At 32.3% G+C, this 17,734-nt stretch carries 16 protein-coding genes and 1 other annotated feature; of the genes, 8 read left to right on the top strand and 8 right to left on the bottom strand.

Features of this window, described 5'->3' with window-relative positions:
- Nucleotides 1-27: 27 nt before the first annotated feature.
- The 3 genes from dnaK to hrcA form a co-directional block, all read right to left on the bottom strand.
- Nucleotides 28-1,851, bottom strand: a complete 1,824-nt coding sequence (gene dnaK, locus ACO6OL_RS02190) for a molecular chaperone DnaK (protein ID WP_485501966.1) — start codon at nt 1,849-1,851, stop codon at nt 28-30.
- Between the two features lie 279 nt (nt 1,852-2,130).
- Nucleotides 2,131-2,700 carry a nucleotide exchange factor GrpE gene (grpE, locus tag ACO6OL_RS02185; protein WP_314160431.1) on the bottom strand — a complete coding sequence of 190 codons (570 nt, stop codon included), beginning with the start codon at nt 2,698-2,700 and terminating at the stop codon, nt 2,131-2,133.
- Between the two features lie 13 nt (nt 2,701-2,713).
- Entirely contained in the window at nt 2,714-3,721 is a 1,008-nt protein-coding gene (gene hrcA / locus ACO6OL_RS02180; RefSeq protein ID WP_485481183.1) for a heat-inducible transcriptional repressor HrcA, read from the bottom strand.
- A 404-nt stretch (nt 3,722-4,125) separates the two neighbouring features.
- On the opposite strand from hrcA, the gene prfB reads away from it, so the two are divergent.
- Complete coding sequence (gene prfB / locus ACO6OL_RS02175) at nt 4,126-5,244, top strand: peptide chain release factor 2 (RefSeq protein WP_485501965.1); 1,119 nt, start codon at nt 4,126-4,128, stop codon at nt 5,242-5,244.
- Nucleotides 5,245-5,300: 56 nt separating this feature from the next.
- On the opposite strand, the gene def is transcribed toward prfB, so the two are convergent.
- Nucleotides 5,301-5,855, bottom strand: coding sequence for a peptide deformylase (def, locus tag ACO6OL_RS02170; RefSeq protein WP_485501964.1), 555 nt, complete (start codon nt 5,853-5,855; stop codon nt 5,301-5,303).
- Between the two features lie 256 nt (nt 5,856-6,111).
- On the opposite strand from def, the gene ACO6OL_RS02165 reads away from it, so the two are divergent.
- Together ACO6OL_RS02165 and ACO6OL_RS02160 are read left to right on the top strand one after the other, a co-directional pair.
- Nucleotides 6,112-7,803: a M3 family oligoendopeptidase gene (locus tag ACO6OL_RS02165; RefSeq protein ID WP_485501963.1), complete on the top strand. Its 1,692-nt coding sequence runs from the start codon at nt 6,112-6,114 to the stop codon at nt 7,801-7,803.
- A gap of 71 nt (nt 7,804-7,874) precedes the next feature.
- Entirely contained in the window at nt 7,875-8,609 is a 735-nt protein-coding gene (locus ACO6OL_RS02160; RefSeq protein ID WP_485501962.1) for an HAD family hydrolase, read from the top strand.
- Between the two features lie 188 nt (nt 8,610-8,797).
- On the opposite strand, the gene ACO6OL_RS02155 is transcribed toward ACO6OL_RS02160, so the two are convergent.
- Together ACO6OL_RS02155 and pnuC are read right to left on the bottom strand one after the other, a co-directional pair.
- Nucleotides 8,798-9,736, bottom strand: coding sequence for a hypothetical protein (locus tag ACO6OL_RS02155; RefSeq protein ID WP_485501961.1), 939 nt, complete (start codon nt 9,734-9,736; stop codon nt 8,798-8,800).
- Between the two features lie 210 nt (nt 9,737-9,946).
- Entirely contained in the window at nt 9,947-10,648 is a 702-nt protein-coding gene (gene pnuC / locus ACO6OL_RS02150; RefSeq protein ID WP_485501960.1) for a nicotinamide riboside transporter PnuC, read from the bottom strand.
- Between the two features lie 523 nt (nt 10,649-11,171).
- On the opposite strand from pnuC, the gene efeO reads away from it, so the two are divergent.
- The 5 genes from efeO to ACO6OL_RS02125 are packed head-to-tail and all read left to right on the top strand — an operon-like array spanning nt 11,172 to nt 15,881.
- Nucleotides 11,172-12,050 carry an iron uptake system protein EfeO gene (gene efeO, locus ACO6OL_RS02145; RefSeq protein ID WP_485501959.1) on the top strand — a complete coding sequence of 293 codons (879 nt, stop codon included), beginning with the start codon at nt 11,172-11,174 and terminating at the stop codon, nt 12,048-12,050.
- 2 nt (nt 12,051-12,052) lie between these two features.
- Entirely contained in the window at nt 12,053-13,288 is a 1,236-nt protein-coding gene (efeB, locus tag ACO6OL_RS02140) for an iron uptake transporter deferrochelatase/peroxidase subunit (protein ID WP_485501958.1), read from the top strand.
- Nucleotides 13,266-14,963: an FTR1 family iron permease gene (locus ACO6OL_RS02135; protein WP_485501957.1), complete on the top strand. Its 1,698-nt coding sequence runs from the start codon at nt 13,266-13,268 to the stop codon at nt 14,961-14,963. Before efeB ends, ACO6OL_RS02135 begins: the two co-directional genes overlap by 23 nt.
- Before the next feature lie 10 nt (nt 14,964-14,973).
- The gene (tatC, locus tag ACO6OL_RS02130) at nt 14,974-15,687 is read left to right on the top strand and encodes a twin-arginine translocase subunit TatC (RefSeq protein ID WP_485501956.1); all 714 of its coding nucleotides are present in this window, start codon (nt 14,974-14,976) and stop codon (nt 15,685-15,687) included.
- Nucleotides 15,687-15,881, top strand: a complete 195-nt coding sequence (locus ACO6OL_RS02125) for a twin-arginine translocase TatA/TatE family subunit (RefSeq protein WP_314160762.1) — start codon at nt 15,687-15,689, stop codon at nt 15,879-15,881. The genes tatC and ACO6OL_RS02125 overlap by 1 nt, the downstream gene beginning before the upstream one ends.
- Nucleotides 15,882-16,080: 199 nt before the next feature.
- Here the strand turns inward: ACO6OL_RS02125 and ACO6OL_RS02120 are convergent, their stop codons facing one another.
- Together ACO6OL_RS02120 and ACO6OL_RS02115 are read right to left on the bottom strand one after the other, a co-directional pair.
- Entirely contained in the window at nt 16,081-16,998 is a 918-nt protein-coding gene (locus tag ACO6OL_RS02120; protein WP_314160763.1) for a homoserine O-succinyltransferase, read from the bottom strand.
- Between the two features lie 65 nt (nt 16,999-17,063).
- Nucleotides 17,064-17,292 (bottom strand) — a binding site (T-box leader).
- A gap of 143 nt (nt 17,293-17,435) precedes the next feature.
- On the bottom strand, nt 17,436-17,734 hold a 299-nt coding region (locus ACO6OL_RS02115), incomplete at its 5' end, for an LPXTG cell wall anchor domain-containing protein (RefSeq protein WP_485501955.1).

Here is a 17,734-nt window from a genome sequence, read left to right as displayed (position 1 = left end):
CTACCAGCCCTTAGACTATTTATTTAATTATTTTTTCTCAGTGAAGTCTGCATCGATTGTGTCATCATCGTTATTAGATGAAGTTGCTCCTGCGTCTGCACCTTGAGCTCCAGCCGCTGCGTTAGCTTGTTCGTAAAGTTTCATAGTCATTTCTTGAACAGCTTTGTTTAATTCATCTTTAGCAGCTTTAATTTCTTCAAAGTTATTGTTTTTAATAGCTTCTTTTAATGTATCATTTTTAGCTTTAATGTTATCTAATAAGCTTTGGTCTACTTTATCTTTAGCTTCTTCTAATGCTTTATCTGCTTGGAATGAAAGTTGATCAGCTTCGTTACGGACATCAGCTTCTTCTTTACGTTTAGCATCTGCATCTGCGTTAGCTTCCGCTTCTTTAACCATTCTATCGATATCAGCATCAGTTAATGAGCTACTTGATTCAATAGTGATTTTTTGTTGTTTTTGAGTTCCAAGATCTTTAGCAGTAACATTTACAATACCATTTTTATCGATATCGAATGTAACTTCGATTTGAGGTACTCCACGTGGTGCTGGTGGTATATCTGAAAGTTGGAATCTTCCAAGAGTTTTGTTATCAGTTGCCATTGGGCGTTCACCTTGTAATACGTGGATATCTACTGCTGGTTGGTTATCTGCAGCTGTAGAGAATACTTGTGATTTAGATGTTGGGATTGTTGTATTTCTTGGAATTAATACTGTCATAACTGATCCCATTGTTTCAATACCTAATGATAATGGAGTTACGTCTAGTAATACTACATCTTTAACATCTCCTGTGATTACTCCACCTTGGATAGCAGCACCCATCGCTACTACTTCATCAGGGTTTACTCCTTTATGAGGCTCTTTATCCATTTCTTTTTTAACAGCTTCTTGTACTGCTGGAATACGAGTAGATCCACCAACTAAGATTACTTGATCAATTTCACTTGGGTTTAGTCCAGCATCTTTAAGTGCTTGACGAGTTGGGATTAATGTTCTTTCTACTAAGCTGTGAGTAAGCTCATCGAATTTAGCGCGAGTTAGTGTGTTTTCTAAGTGAACTGGCCCGTTAGCTCCAGCTGAGATGAATGGTAATGAAATTTGAGTTGAAGTTACACCAGATAAATCTTTTTTAGCTTTTTCTGCTGCATCTTTAAGACGTTGCATTGCCATTTTATCTTGTGATAAATCGATAGCTTGTTCTTTTTTGAATTCTTCTACAAGGTAGTCGATAATAGCTTGGTCAAAATCATCTCCACCTAGTAAGTTATCTCCTGATGTAGCAAGTACTTCGAATACTCCATCTCCTAATTCTAAGATAGATACGTCGAATGTACCACCACCAAGGTCAAATACTAATACTTTTTGATCTACATCTGTTTTTTCTAATCCGTATGCTAATGCTGCTGCAGTAGGTTCGTTAATGATACGTTCTACTTCTAATCCAGCGATTTTACCTGCATCTTTTGTTGCTTGACGTTGAGCGTCATTGAAGTATGCTGGTACTGTAATAACAGCTTTAGTTACTTTTTCACCTAGGTAAGCTTCAGCAGTTGCTTTTAAGTTTTGTAAGATCATTGCTGAGATTTCTTGTGGTGAGTATTTTTTACCATTTACATCTTCTTTGTAATCTGTTCCCATATGACGTTTGATAGAAATTACTGTGTTAGGATTAGTAATTGCTTGACGTTTTGCTACTTCCCCTACTTGAATTTCGTCACCTTTAAATGCTACTACAGAAGGTGTAGTTCTGTTACCTTCTGGGTTAGGGATTACTTTAGCTTCCCCACCTTCTAATACTGATACACATGAGTTAGTTGTTCCTAAGTCGATACCTATAATTTTTGACATATTCTTGTCCTCCTTAAATTTATAATAACTATATTTTCAAATTTATTTGTTAAAATGATTTTCCACTCTAACAAAGTCTAATATTACTTTTTTATCTACGAAGTCGATACTTTCAAATCATTTCGTCACTTCGTTCCTTATTCTTTGAGTAAATATCTGCGCAGTGGCTACGCCCCAATCATTTCGTTGCTACGCTCCTCATTCTTGGTGTAGCTGCGCGATTCTTATTCCTAACTTTTTTCTTCACCTTCTAGGTTTGAAAAAACTAAGGAGTAAGAATTACGAGTTTACTTTCACCATTGCTGGTCTGATTACTCTATCTTTTAGTTTGTAACCTTTTTGGAATGTATCTAAGATTACTCCGCTTTCTTTATCACTCTCTTCTCCTTGCATTACTGCGTGGTGGAAGTTTGGATCGAACTGAGCATTTTCAGTTTCCACCAGTTCAACACCTTCTGATTTAAGCGCTGCTTGTAATCCTTCATATACCATTTGTACACCTTTTAGAACTGTTTGTACTTCTTCGTTAGTTGACTCAACTTGTAAAGCACGTTCTAAGTTATCTAAACTTGGTAAGATTTCTGTAATCACTTTTTGACTCTTATAAGCATTTATAGTATCAATTTCTTGATTTTTACGTCGTTTAAAGTTTTCAAATTCTGCGTAAAGACGTAAGTATTTATCTTCTGACGCTTTTACTTCTTCTTGCAGTTTTTCAATTTGTTCTTGTAATAACTCTTCTGCAGTTTTTTCAACTACTTCTTCTGAATCTGTCGTTGTTTCAGTTTCAACAGTTTCTTCTGTTGTTACTTCTTCTTGTAGAGTTTCTTTTTGTTCTTCAGTAGCCATCTCTACCTCCTAATTATTTTAAATTATTATTTAAATTATCACGAACACAAGCTATAAGTGTCATGATTTTTGAATAGTCCATTCTCTTTGGTCCGAATACGGCTATTACACCTTGACCTTTAGATGTGTTATAACTACTAGACACTAATGAAAGATCATCTATATTCCCAAGCTTAAGCTCAGTTCCTATTTTAATAGATGGTTTGTCTGTTACTTCATTATTATCTAAAAGCTCGACTATCTTATCATCTTCTAAGAGCGATACTACTTCTTTTAATTTTTCTACATTGTCTATATCGGGTTGTTTAAGTAAATTGTACTTACCCCCTAATGCTATAGTCTTTTTAATTTTATTTTGCAACAATCTATTTAAAGCCACCACTATCATATCGTAGTTGTTAACTTTGTTCTTTAAATATTTTTCTAACTCACCGTGAATCATTACGTGAGCTGTTGCCATATCTACATCATAAAAGTAGCTTTGTAGAAGTTTATTAATCTCGGCTATATCCTCTGCAGTGAAATCCGCATCAAGTTTATAGTTTTGTTGGAATACTTCTCCTATGTTTGTTACTAATATAACGAGAATGCTACGACTACTTAGAAGAATAACCTCTATCTTATTAATACGCCTATCCGTTTTTGTCGGGGCTAGTATCACCGCCGTACAATCCGTTAAGTCCGATAGTACTATTGCATTTTTTTCTAGATAATTATTTTCCGAGACTATATCATCACCAGAGAGTTGTTTAAGTTTTTCATTCTCACTATTTGATAATTCATAATCTTTTTTTATGTAATCTACATAATAGCGATAACCTTTTTCCGAAGGTACTCTACCTGATGAAATATGAGTCTTTTTAATCAATCCTTCTTTTTCTAGTTTACTCATATCATTTCTTATCGTTGCCGAACTGAAATCAATATTTTGAGCAATTTGCTTAGAACCTACAGGTTGATTAGTCGTAATAAAATTTTCAACTATAGATTGAAGAATGAGTACTTGTCTATCTATTAACATCGTCATCACCTATTCTCCAATTTTGTGTTTTAGCACTCTAAGTATCTGACTGCTAATCACATATATAATAATATCATTAAGGTCAAAATAAGTCAATAGATTTTTATAATTTTTTTGACTTTTTTTGACCTTTTATTTTACTATTCTACTTACCCTTGATACAATCGCATTTCTAAGAACAATTTTTGATAAAAAATTCAACTAATTATTTCGGATTATTGCTACATAATATTGAAAATAAAATAATAATCTGTAGATGAAGCAACTTATAGCAAGAATTTCTTACCTAATTTCTAAATGTATATTTAATCAAAAAGTATTATAATTTGTTCCTACCTTCCTTGTATCTTCAATAAAATTCTTGTATAATAAGTAAACGAAAGAAGTTATTAGAGGTAAAAATTTTGGAACTTATTGAACTTAGAAAAGAACTCGAAGAAATTAACAAAAAAATAACGGAATTTAAAACTTCATTAAAAATAGAAGATAAAACTGAACGAGTTGCTGAAATTGAAAATATGATGCTAGAAGCTGATTTTTGGAATGATAGCGAAGCAGCTAGTCTACTAGTTACCGAATCAAAAAGTATAAAAAAAGAACTTGATGAATTTAGTGAAATGATAGACTATTTAGAGCACTCTGAAGAGATGGTTGAATTTCTAAAAGATGAAGATGATGAAGAAATTTATCAAGATTTACTAGAAACAGTAGTCAATCTAAAATCAAGTGTCGAAGATTTTAGCTTCAGATTATTATTCTCAGAAGAATATGATAACAACACTGCTATACTTGAAATACATGCCGGTGCTGGTGGAACTGATGCAACAGACTGGTCAGAATTAATGTTACGTATGTATGAAAGGTTTTTCACAAAACAAGGATTAAAATACAGCTACTTAAACTATCAATCTGGTGATATCACTGGGGTTAAATCAGCAACTATAAAAATTGAAGGTGATTTTGCCTATGGCCTATTAAAAGGAGAAAAAGGTGTTCACCGAGTTGTACGTATCTCACCTTTCGATCCGTCTGGTAAAAGACATACGTCGTTCGCTTCAATCGATGTAATTCCAGAATTTAATGAAGATGAGATTAATATAGAAATTAATAATGAAGATTTAAAAATTGATACTTACCGAGCTCAAGGTGCTGGTGGTCAACATATTAATACTACTGACTCTGCCGTTCGTATCACGCACATTCCTACAGGTATCGTCGTTCAATCACAATCCGAACGTAGCCAGATACAAAATAAAGATGCCGCAATGAAAAACTTAAAATCAAAACTTCATCAACTTGAACTAGAAGAAAAAGAAAAAGAATTAGCAGCGATCCGTGGTGAACAAAAAGATATCGGTTGGGGATCACAAATTCGTTCTTATGTATTTACTCCATATACAATGGTAAAAGATCACAGAACAAACCATGAAGTATCTACAGTAGATAAAGTAATGGATGGCGAGATTATTGATTTTATCGATGCTTATCTACATTACAATATTAAAGAAAAAGAAGTATTATAGACAAATACACGTAAGACACTTAAATTGCCTTACGTGTATTTATTTCTATATTTAAATTATAGTTTTTCGTATTCAGCAGGAACATCAAATGGATTTTCTTTATTAATATGATCGTAGAACATAACTCCATTTAAGTGATCAATTTCATGTTGGAAACAAATTGCTGGTAAGTCTGTTAAAGTTAAAGTAACTTTCTCATCATTTTCATTATAACCAACCACTTTAATTTTTGAATAACGAGGAACATATCCCTTAATATCTTTATCTACAGATAAACACCCTTCTCCACCAGCTAAGTAACATTTTGCTGCTGAGTTCGAAATAATTTTTGGATTATATAAAGCATAAGAAACTGTATTCTCAGGATATTCTTCATCTGGAATATGTACTGCAATCATTCTTTTCGAAACATTAATCTGAGGTGCTGCTAAGCCTATACCAGGCTTTAATCCTAATTTTTCTGCTTTTTCATCATCTTGAGATGCTATAACATATTCTAATAATCCACGTAAAGTGGCTTTATCCTCTTCTGAAATCGGACTTTTAACCTCTTCAGCACGAGCTCTAAGAGTTGTATGTGGATCAATAATTATATCTTTAGTTGTAATCAAATCTTTTCTCCTTTATTTCTAATTATTTTTTCGGCATCTAAATATATATTTAATTATTTCATAAATATCTCAGAATGTCAAAGGTCAAAGTTTCCTATCCGACATTTTTTTAAGAGTTTTATTTTACATAAAATATCCCTTTAATTTTCTATCTTTATTTTTGAATTTTCTGAAAGTTATTTTTGTATTTTTATTTATTTCATGTTATCATAGTATTATTGATAATTTATAAATAAACTTTTTAGGAGGGTGTATTATGACTTTTGAAAATTACCAATATACAAGACCAAATACAAATCAAATAAAAGAACAATTAGAAACATTAAGAGAAAAATTAACTTCGGCAAGTAACGTTGAAGAAACTTTAGAAGTTTTCAACGAATATAATAAACTTCGAGATAATGTAAGTACTATGGCACAATTATCAGAGATTCGTGTAACAATCGATACTACAGATAAATTTTATGAAGCTGAACAAGAATTTTGGGATGAATTCGGTCCTGAATTAGATTCACTTTACAGCAAATTCGATGAGGCAATCTTCAATTCAAAATTTAAAGAAGAACTAAAAAAAGAAATCGGAGAACATTACTTCAATCTAATTGAAACTTCTCTAAAAGTATTCAGCGATGAAATCATTGAAGATTTAAAAGAAGAAAACAAACTTTCTTCAGAATATACAAAACTAACTTCAAGTGCTAAAATTCCATTTGATGGTGGAGAACACAACTTAAGTGGCATGGCTAAATATACACAAGATGCTAACCGTGAAACTCGTCTATTAGCAAACCAAGCTGTAGCTAGATTCTTTAAAGAAAACTTAGAGCAATACGATAGTATCTATGACCGTATGATTAAAGTTCGTACACGTATCGCAAAAAAACTTGGTTTCGAAAACTTCGTAGAAGTTGCTTACCTACGCTTACGTAGGACTGACTACAACGCAAAAGATGTAGCAAACTACAGAAAACAAATTTTTGAGGAAATCGTACCTGTTGTTGAAGAACTAAAAAAAGCTCAAGCTAACCGTCTAGGGCTTGAAAAACTTTCATTCCACGATGAAGGTGTAACATTCAAATCAGGTAACCCTACTCCAAAAGGAGATCGTCCAACACTTGTTGATTACGCAAAAACAATGTATAAAGAATTATCACCTGAAACTGATGAATTCTTCACATTTATGACTGAAAATAACTTATTAGACTTAGACACAAAACCAGGAAAAGCTGGTGGTGGTTACTGTACATTTATTCCAAATTACAAAGCACCGTTTATCTTCGCTAACTTTAACCAAACACCTCATGACGTTACAGTATTAACACATGAAGCTGGACATGCTTTCCAAGTTTTCCAAAGTAGATATCACATGCCAGATTATGTTTGGCCAACATACGAAGCTTGCGAAATTCACTCAATGAGTATGGAATTTTTAACTTGGCCTTGGATGAACCTATTCTTCAAAGATGAAACAGAGAAATTCAAATACTACCACATGGCAACATCAATCAAATTCTTACCTTATGGAGTTACTGTTGATGAATTCCAACACGAAGTATACGAAAATCCAGAACTAACTCCAAAAGAACGTCGCATGAAATGGTTAGAAATCGAAAGAAAATACTTACCATCTCGTTACTATGAAGATATTCCAGAACTTGATGAAGGTCTATTCTTCTACAGACAAGGCCACTTATTCGGTGCACCATTCTACTACATCGACTACACTCTAGCTCAAGTTTGCGCCTTCCAATTCTGGAAAAAAGCTAACGAAAATAGAGAAAATGCATGGAAAGAATACCTATACCTGTGTAAACTTGGTGGAACTAAACCATTCTTAGAGTTAGTTAAAGAAGCCAACTTAGAAAATCCATTCGAAGATGGAACTATTTCTAATATTGTACCAGAACTAAAAAAATACATTGACTCTGTTGATGCAACAAAATTCTAGTAACGTTAAAGGCGAGTAAATCTCGTCTTTAACTTTATAGAAGTATTTTTTTAATATTAGGAGGATAAAATATGAAAGAAAAAAAGATAGCAGCATTTTTTGATATTGACGGAACTCTTTATAGAGATTCTCTAATGACAGAACATTTTAAAAAATTAATAAAATATGAAGTTGTAGATGAAAAATATTGGTTAAATGGTGTAAAAGATAGTTACATTAACTGGGATAAGAGATTCAAAGACTATGATAACTACCTTTTCGGCGTTTCTGAAGCTTATGTACAAGCAATTACAGGTCTTCATAAAAAATATATCGACTTCGCAACAGAACAAGTTATGAAACTTAAAGCGGATCGTGTCTATAAATTCACAAGAAATATTATAGAAAAACACAAGAAAAACGGACACCTAATCATCTTCATTTCAGGAAGTCCTGACTACCTTGTAGAAGCGATGGGTAAAAAACACCATGCATTTTTAGCTATAGGTAGTAAATACATTATAGAAGATGAAAAATTCACAGGTGAAGTAATTCCAATGTGGGATGCTGATAGTAAAAATAAAACTATCGACAAATTAGTCGAAGAATACAACATTGATCTTGACAAATCTTTCGCTTATGGGGACACTAATGGTGATTACAACATGTTAAGACGTGTTGGAAATCCTGTTGCCATGAACCCAAGTCGTGAATTACTAAGTAAAATTAAAGAAAATAAAGAACTATCTGAAAAAGCTACTATTCTAATCGAACGCAAAGACGTTATATATAAAACAAAAGCTAATATAGATATAGTAGAAATATAAAAAAAGGGAGTGACTCGACAAAATCTTGTTTCTTAAGAAATCACGATTTTATCAAGTCACTCCCGCAAAGTTTATTAGATATCTAAAAAGCTTTTATAAAGCGAATTTAGATATCAATAAACCGCTGCGTCTATGAGTTATCATATACACGGACTTTTGGGGCAGCACCTTTCTTTACTCATTAAATACTAAGTATTATATAAGAATTCAAAACCTTCTTCACTATTAAGATTAACTCCAGAAACTAATCTATTTCCAACTTTTTTATAAAGTTGAGGTTGAGTAGTAAAAGTTAGTTTACTTCCATCTTCCTTAATAATTTTAAAACTCTTGCCATTCACAGACCATTCAATTGATGCTCCCTCATATTTTTTAAGAAGGTACCCTTTATATCGATTAACAAGATCAGAACTCATTTTTCTCGCTCCTTCTTCATCCATTGCTCCACCTATTCCTTGAGCATCAGCTGGCAATGAATTGCTATCATTTAACAATGCAGGATTCGGACCTCCCAACTCAACATCAGATCGATTTTTTTTGCGTTCTTTCTCTCTTGCTTTGTCAGCAAGTTCCTTAGCCTTTTGTGCAGCTTCCTGAGCTTTTTCATAAAGTTTAGTACCTACATCACTTAACAGTTGTTTTAGACTATTATTATTAAACTTATATTTTTCTAAAATTTGAGATAAATCTTTACTAAAATTAGCATCAGTCTTAATATTTTTTATCTCTTCTTCTGCTTTCTTATAATTTTCTATATCAGCATTTAACCAGTTAATAGCAGCTGAAAAGTTTGAATTTGTATCAAGTTTTTTAGCTCTATCTAGACTATCTTTTGCTTCGTCAACCTTTTTATCATTTAGACTAATAGACGTATTTCTAACCTCTTTAGCAACTTTTATATCAGTCTTGATAGTTGGAATAACCTTTTGAGCAACATCAGTAGTTAGAGTCTCCAAGCCTTTCGCTCCTGCTTCGAAATCATGACTGATATTAATCATATCAACATATTTTTGATACTCTTCTTTTACCTTCTTATCCTTTCCACTACCAAACATAAAATAATAAGCTGTAGCACAAATAATAAGCGCAACTATAATACTCGAAAATATAGCAATACTTTTTTTCATATATATTCTCCTGTTATCTAAAATCTCTCCACTCTTCGCTGACTATAGAATTATTATCTCATAGAAAATCGTATTTTACTAGAAATAAATTAATATAATAGATTTATCCTTTATTTATTAGCAAGCATATCAATTACATATAAAAGAAAACTGCTGACTCCTACATCTTTGCAGTAGTCAACAGCTTTAAATCTATAATTGTAATTTATTTTATTTTTCAGAATCTTTCCACACAAATAATGCTCCAACACTATTAATAATGTAGAAAATATATTTACCAACATTGGCGAAGTTTCCTTGAACTACTGCTTTTATAAGTTGAACAATATTATATAGTAACCAGAATGGCCATTGTGTAGTTAGCTTAAATGTATTTAATCCATTACCCATTAATGAGAATGCAAATGCAATTGTAGTAATATATGCAAGAGTACTCATCTTACCATGATATCCAATGTAATTTGTAGCATATGAGAATACAAATGAAAGAATCGCAATTGCTGTTAATACTGTATATAATTTTGCTTTAGACATTGTATTTGGCTTATCTGTAGATTTATTCCATACATAAATCGCACCTAGATAGATTAAAAATGTTACAGGATATGTGATAATCGCAGCCTTATTACCTAAAATATAGTCAATAACCCCTGATAATACAGCATTGATGATACCTAAGTAGTTCCCAAGTTTACTTAATTTTCCTGTAAATCTCGTAGATAACATTGAGATACCGACATTAATTACAGAAATAAGTCCAAATGGCACAAGTGCAGTCCATGGACCCCAATCAACAAATTTATCTAATCTCGTTGCTAAATAACCTGATGCGATAGCAATACTAATTACTAAAACAACCCCTAGTAAATCAAACCATTTTGATATTGCGAATATTTTTAATTTTTTTTTCATAAAGCCTTTTATTCCTTTTTAAAAGTACCGCATTAAATTAATGCAATCTTAATTTTTTAGGTTCTTAGTAGCTTTTTTATATCGCTTACTAAAAATCTACTTTCATTATACACCAAACATTTTCCACTTTCAATCGATTAATTTCATATTTTCACTAGACTATTATATAATATAAATATTTTTTTAAAATAAATTGCTATAATTCTTTTGATTTAATCAGCTAGTCTGCTATATAAAAGTAGTTAGCCCGAGAGTCTTAAATTTTAAAAAAGTGTATACGCGGTGGTTTATTGATATCTAAATTTGCTTTATAAAAGCTTTTTATATATCTAATAAACTGTGCAGAGGGGCCTCAACAAAATCTTGTTTCTTCGAAATCACGATTTTTAAGTTACTCCCAAAAAAAATTATTCACCTTGTAAAATTTTTCTTTTTTATTTATTTTGTTTCTTATCACTTTACTTTCTAACTGATAATGATTATAATTTATAATAGATTAAATTGAAAGTGAGTATATTTATTAATGAAGAAAAACAAATTACTTATGGCACTAATAGCTGGAACTATCGTAATTAGCGGATGTGCTTCTAAAACAGAGAAGAAAGAAGAAAACAAAACTGCTCAAGTTGACACTTCTAAAGGTACAAAAGAGCAACTTAAACAAGCTACTGACCTTTATAAAAAATTCGTAGAAAACCAAGTAGATACTCTACTTAAAGATACTGAAAAATTCGCTGAAACTATTAAAGCTGGAAATCTTGAAGAAGCTAAAAAACAATATCCAGTTATTCGTATGGCGTATGAACGTTCAGAACCCATCGCAGAAAGTTTTGGTGAACTAGATGTAAATATCGACTTCCGTCTTGCTGACTACTTAGAAGAAAACAAAACAGAAGAAGGATGGCGCGGATTCCACAGAATTGAAAAAATTATGTGGGAACAAAATACTACTAAAGGTACTGAACAATATGCAGAACAACTAGTAAAAGACATTAAAGAATTAAAAGCTAAAGTTGCTACTGTTGAAGTTACTCCTGATTTAATGGTAACTGGGGCTGTTGACTTACTTAACGAAGTTGCAACACAAAAAATCACAGGAGAAGAAGAAATTTACTCTCACACTGACCTATACGACTTTAAAGCTAACATCGAAGGTGCTGAAGAAATCTTCAAAATTTTCAAACCTTTAATCGAGAAAAAAGATAGTAAATTAGCTAAAGATTTAACTGAAAAATTTGCTACAATTAATAGCTTATTAGATAAATATAAAACTGATGAAAAACACTACAAACTATATACTGACCTAACAAAAGAAAATACTAAAGAACTTTCTGAAGCAGTAACAAAATTAGGAGAACCACTTTCTCAAATGGGTGTAATTTTAGACGAAGAGGCTAAGTAATTATGGAAGAATCTGGTAAAAAATGGACTGATAAAAAAATAACAAGGCGTGATTTCCTGAAAAAAGCAGGAATGACTGGAGCCGGTGCTGTTGTCGGAGCTTCTGCTCTTGGTGGATTTTTCGCAAACAAAGCTGAGAACAACCGAGCTATCGCTGATGGTGAAGAAAAAATCAGTTTCTATGGAAAGCACCAAGCTGGGATTACTACTCTTATGCAAAAATGTGTTTATTTTGTCGTGCTAGATTTACACTCTACTAAGCGTGATGATGTAATCGACATGTTTAAGGAATGGACTAAATATAGTGAAAAATTAATGAACGGTGAACTAGTTGAACCTGCTCTTAAAAACCATTATTTACCACCAAAAGACACTGGAGAAACGGTAGGGTTAAATCCCTATCGTTTAACTCTGACATTTGGGGTTAGTCCAAGTTTCTTAAAAAAAATGAACTTAGAGAATAAAAGTCTTGAAGAATTTAAAGACTTACCTCCTTTCGCTAGAGAACAATTAAAAGAAAAATATACAGGTGGAGATATTTGTATCCAAGCATGTGCAGATGATGAACAGGTAGCCTTCCACGCAGTACGTAACCTAGTTAGAAAAGCTCGCTCTACTGTAACTATGAAATGGAGCCAATCAGGTTTTGCCGCTATTGGTAATCGTCTTGAAACACCACGTAATCTTTTCGGATTTAAAGACGGTACTGCTAATGCAACTAAAGAAGACCAATTTGATAAAATTGTATGGTACGATAAGGACAACTGGATGAAAGATGGTAGCTACATGGCTGTAAGACGTATACAAATGCACCTTGAGACATGGGATAGAACAAGTCTAAATGAACAGGAAAATACCTTCGGAAGATATAAAGATAGTGGTGCTCCTTTCGGAGAAACTGATGAATTTGCACCAATTGATCCTAATAAAAAAGGTCCAGATGGCAAGCCTTTAATTCCTGTAACTTCTCATGTCCACTTAGCACATAAACCTGGTGTAGAATTATTAAGACGTTCTTATTCTTATTCAGACGGTATAAATGAAACTACTGGACAATTCGACTCTGGTCTACTATTTATCTCATTCCAAAAAGATCCAAAACAATTTATAACTATCCAGAATAGTCTAGGAAATGAAGATAAGATGAATGAATATATAACTCATATCGGTAGCGGTCTATTTGCATGTTTTGGAGGAATTAAGGAGGGAGAATATATTGGCAAAAAACTATTTGACTAAAATATTTTTAGCGTTTATCGTTCTTTTCAGTTTTAGCTCTCCATTTTTAAAAACTATTGTAGCAAAAGAATCATATAGTAATCTTTTTATTAAAATTACCGACGCTAACACTGCAATAAAAAATAACGAACAAGATAAAGCTAAAAAATTAATTGAAGAATTTAAAACAGAGTTTGAAGCAACGAAAAATTCAGATTCTGAAGCTGGAAAAAAAGTTAAACAAACATTAAAATCAAATGATATCAATGAAGAGCAACTAAGAGAGCTATCAACTACCCTACTTGCTTTTGAAAATGAACAAAATCCTTTAGACATTGAAGCCGAAAAAAAAGCATTTAAAACGAAACTTTACCCTGCTTTCGATAAATTAGAAAAAGCAATCGACACTAAAGATGTTGAAACTATGAAAGCAGAATATGTTAAATACAATGCTGCATGGGTACGTAATGAAGGTATCGTAAGAACACTTGAACCTGCTTACTACGGGAAAGTGGAAACAACAATGTCATTTCTACGTAGTTCTATGGAGATTGAACCTTATGACTATCAAACTACAAAATTATATTTAACTGATTTAAAAACTTATCTAGATGATTTCCTTGCTGGGAAAAAACTCGAACAAAATTCTGATGTTAAATCTCTCGAACAAGGGATAAAACTTCTTGAAGATAGTCTTACAGCCTTTAAAGAAGGAAACAAAGCCCAAGGTTCACAAAAAATGAAAAAATTCATAGAAGTTTGGCCTGTTATTGAAGGAGAAGTTCGAACACGAAACGCTTCACTATATACAAAAGTAGAAAGCGAAACTCCTATAATTATGGTTAAAGGTAGTGAACAAAAGTATCAAGAACAACTTAAAAACTTAATTACAGAGCTTTCTAAAATCGATACAAAATCTAACTACACAGCTATTGATTCTATGCTAATTTTACTTCGTGAAGGTGTTGAAGCATTAATAATCGTCTTATCTCTAGCAAGTGCATTAAAAGCTGCTAAACAGAAAAAAGGGTTAATCTGGATTTATGCGGGTGCCTTAGTAGGTATTCTTTCTAGTATATTTGCAGCCGTTATTTTAAAATACTCATTCCCTGCTCTATCATCTGGTACTAACCGTGAAATCATCGAAGGTGTTGTTGGTATCTTTGCAGTAATTATGATGATAGGTATTGGAATTTGGCTACATAGTAAAAGTTCTGTTAAAGCATGGAAGAAATATATGGATACAAAGTTAAATCTAGTTCTTTCAACTGGAAGTTTTATATCTATGTTCACACTTAGTTTCCTGGCAGTATTCCGTGAAGGTGCAGAAACTATTTTATTCTACGCTGGTATTATGCCATTAATTACTACAAGTAACTTACTAATAGGGATAGCTCTTGCTATTGTCGCTTTAATAATTATCGGTATAATTATGGTTAAAGCCTCTGGAAAATTACCAATTAGCAAAGTATTCCTAGTTCTATCTTGGTTAATATACATTCTAGGATTCAAGATGCTAGGAGTAAGCATACACGCTTTACAAATAACTGACATGGTCTCAAATAACATTATAGATTATCTTCCTACTATCGAAATTTTAGGAATCTATCCTAGTTTTGAAGTAATAATAGCTCAGCTAATTTATATCATTGTTGTAGCAATTAGTATATTCTATGAAAAATCTAAAAATAAATAGGTAACTTGCGATGAAATATGGAGATAAAGTTTCTACCGTGGATCATCTAACCGAACTTAGAAAGAGACTAATACTAAGCCTTGTGTTTTTTATTGTCTCTTTCATAGTAAGTTTATTATGGTCAGCGGATATTTATAAATTTTTAACTAGTAATTTTAATAATAAATTGATTGTTCTTGGACCTAATGATATACTATGGATATATCTAACTCTTGCGGGAATTTGTGCCTTCACATTTTCGATACCATTTATTTGTTATCAAATCTGGGCATTTATAAAACCTGCATTAGAAGAAAGAGAAGCTCGTGCATTATTAGCCTATATACCGGCAGTATTCATTTGTTTTTCAGTAGGCTTAGCTTTCGGGTTCTTTCTAGTAACTCCTGCTATCTTAAATGTTCTTCTTTCTATCGGGGATGATTTATTCAACACTCAATTAACAGCTCAAAACTATCTATCATTTGTCATTAATACGACGATACCGATAGCGATACTTTTTGAATTCCCTGTTATAGTTGCATTCCTAACATCATTAGGTATATTAACACCTACCTTCTTAACTAGAAATAGAAGATATGCATATTTTATACTAATTGTAATAGCAGTAGTCATTACACCTGCTGACTTTATTAGTGATATCGTTATGTCAATACCATTAATTTTAATTTATGAAATTAGCATTATTATTAGCAAGTATATTTACAACAAAAGAGGTGAAAAGTAATGGGATTTTTACGTGATATAGGAGCTCCTGGAGTCATAGTGCTTATCATAGCTGCTCTAATAATCTTCGGTCCTAAACGTCTACCTGAACTTGGAGAATCAATTGGAAAAATGTTCACATCATTTAAAAAATCAATTTCAGGATTAACAGAAGAGGAAAACTCAGGTAAAAAAGACGAAAAAAAAGATAATTAAAATTAGGGGGGCTTAAAAGTCCTAAAATTCAACAAAGTACATATGAGAACTCATAGACGCAGTGGTTTATTGATATCTAAATTCGCTTTATAAAAGCTTTTTAGATATCTAATAAACTGTGCGAGGGTGACTCGACAAAATCTTGTTTCTCCGAAATCACGATTTTTGAGTCACTCCCTGTAAAGTCTTTTTCTTTCTCTTATTTTGATAATTCAGCTAAATCATACGGTGTTTGCTGATAAACTTGGTTTAACCAGTTGTGATAGAATAAGTAAGCCACTCCACGCCATCTATTTTTAGGTGCTTTGGTATCATCATTTCCTGGGTAATAATTCACCGGAACTTCGATTGGAAGATTACTATTCTTATCACGAACATATTCATTATGAAGTGTATCTGCATCATATTCAATATGCCCTGTTACAAAAATCTTTCTAATATCTTTAGTCGCAGCTATTAATGTCCCAACCTCTTCTGATCTCGCTAATACATCAAGTTCAGAAATAGTAGGTAGTTTCTCTTCTTCTATTTTAGTATGCCTAGAATGAGGAGCTAAGAAAGTATCTGTAAATCCTCTTGTTAATGTATGATTTTCTATAAGAACATCATGTTCAAATACTCCAAATATCTTATCATCTACCTGTTCTTTTTTGACACCGAAGTGATAGTATAAACTAGCCTGAGCTGCCCAACAAATATTTAATGTTGAAAAGACATGAGTCTTACTCCAGTCAAAAATGCTATTCAATTCCCCCCAGTAATTTACATCTTCAAATTCTAGTTGTTCAACAGGAGCACCTGTAATAATAAGACCATCATAGTATTTATCTTTCACTTCATCAAATGTTTTATAGAATTTCTCTAAGTAAGACTGCGCTGTATTTTTTGCAATATGACTTGTCATATGAAGAAATTCTACCGTGATTTGAAGCGGAGAGTTTCCTAAAAGTCTTAATAATTGACGCTCAGTTTCTTCTTTTTTAGGCATTAGATTCAAAATTAAAATTTTCAATGGTCGTATATCTTGATTTTTAGCTCTATTCTCTTCTATTACGACTACTCCTTCTTCTAATAATTTATTCTTTACCGGTAATTCATTTTGAATACATATTGGCATTATTTTATCTCCTTAACTATTCTTTGTCTTAAATAAAAAAACTCGCCACTATTACAAACTTATGTAATAGGGACGAGTTTATCGTGTTACCACCCATGTTTATGGATATAAATATCCACCTTGATCGGCACGTGTTCATACCGCTGTGCTATATCGTGCACCAACGTAATTACCTATTAGATAATTATTACTCCGAGACCATTTTCAACTACATCTCTTCTTACTTTCTCACACCCACCGAAAGCTCTCTGTTGTGAATCAATTATAATCTACTTATCTCTTCAATGTTTTACATATTAATATTAATTTACTTAATAGTATAAAGAATTTAACACTATTTGTCAATAGAATTAGCTTAGACACTTCAAAGAAATTTTATGAATTACTATTCATATCTTTTTTGAATTTAAATTACCTCAATAGAGATTGTCAGTCTACTACTTAGAATTTCTTTTACGTCTCATCATTATTACACCAGCTGCTACTAACGCACCAAAAATTTCTACATTAGACTGTTTTTCACCAGTATTTGGCAATACTCCGATCTTTTTAGATTGTATCTCTGGTGTAGATTCCGATTTAGGCTCTGGCTTAGGCTCCGGTTTTGATTCCAGTTTCGGCTCTGGTTTTGGCTCTGGCTTAGGCTCTGGCTTAGGTTCCGGTTTTGGTTCCGGTTTTGGTTCTGGCTTAGGCTCTGGCTTAGGTTCCGGTTTTGGTTCCGGTTTTGGTTCTGGCT

Source organism: Gemella sp. (assembly GCF_057272915.1).
The sequence above is the reverse complement of the archived record's forward strand: the minus strand, read 5'-3'. Positions and strand labels throughout refer to the sequence as shown.

What these genes read in the sequence shown, in the direction of transcription:
- ACO6OL_RS02125 (WP_314160762.1), top strand. Translation starts at nt 15,687, where the DNA reads ATGGGATTTTTACGTGATATAGGAGCTCCTGGAGTCATAGTGCTTATC.
- ACO6OL_RS02160 (WP_485501962.1), top strand. Translation starts at nt 7,875, where the DNA reads ATGAAAGAAAAAAAGATAGCAGCATTTTTTGATATTGACGGAACTCTT.
- dnaK (WP_485501966.1), bottom strand. Translation starts at nt 1,851, where the DNA reads ATGTCAAAAATTATAGGTATCGACTTAGGAACAACTAACTCATGTGTA.
- grpE (WP_314160431.1), bottom strand. Translation starts at nt 2,700, where the DNA reads ATGGCTACTGAAGAACAAAAAGAAACTCTACAAGAAGAAGTAACAACA.
- tatC (WP_485501956.1), top strand. Translation starts at nt 14,974, where the DNA reads ATGAAATATGGAGATAAAGTTTCTACCGTGGATCATCTAACCGAACTT.
- efeB (WP_485501958.1), top strand. Translation starts at nt 12,053, where the DNA reads ATGGAAGAATCTGGTAAAAAATGGACTGATAAAAAAATAACAAGGCGT.
- pnuC (WP_485501960.1), bottom strand. Translation starts at nt 10,648, where the DNA reads ATGAAAAAAAAATTAAAAATATTCGCAATATCAAAATGGTTTGATTTA.
- hrcA (WP_485481183.1), bottom strand. Translation starts at nt 3,721, where the DNA reads ATGTTAATAGATAGACAAGTACTCATTCTTCAATCTATAGTTGAAAAT.
- ACO6OL_RS02155 (WP_485501961.1), bottom strand. Translation starts at nt 9,736, where the DNA reads ATGAAAAAAAGTATTGCTATATTTTCGAGTATTATAGTTGCGCTTATT.
- ACO6OL_RS02165 (WP_485501963.1), top strand. Translation starts at nt 6,112, where the DNA reads ATGACTTTTGAAAATTACCAATATACAAGACCAAATACAAATCAAATA.
- efeO (WP_485501959.1), top strand. Translation starts at nt 11,172, where the DNA reads ATGAAGAAAAACAAATTACTTATGGCACTAATAGCTGGAACTATCGTA.
- ACO6OL_RS02120 (WP_314160763.1), bottom strand. Translation starts at nt 16,998, where the DNA reads ATGCCAATATGTATTCAAAATGAATTACCGGTAAAGAATAAATTATTA.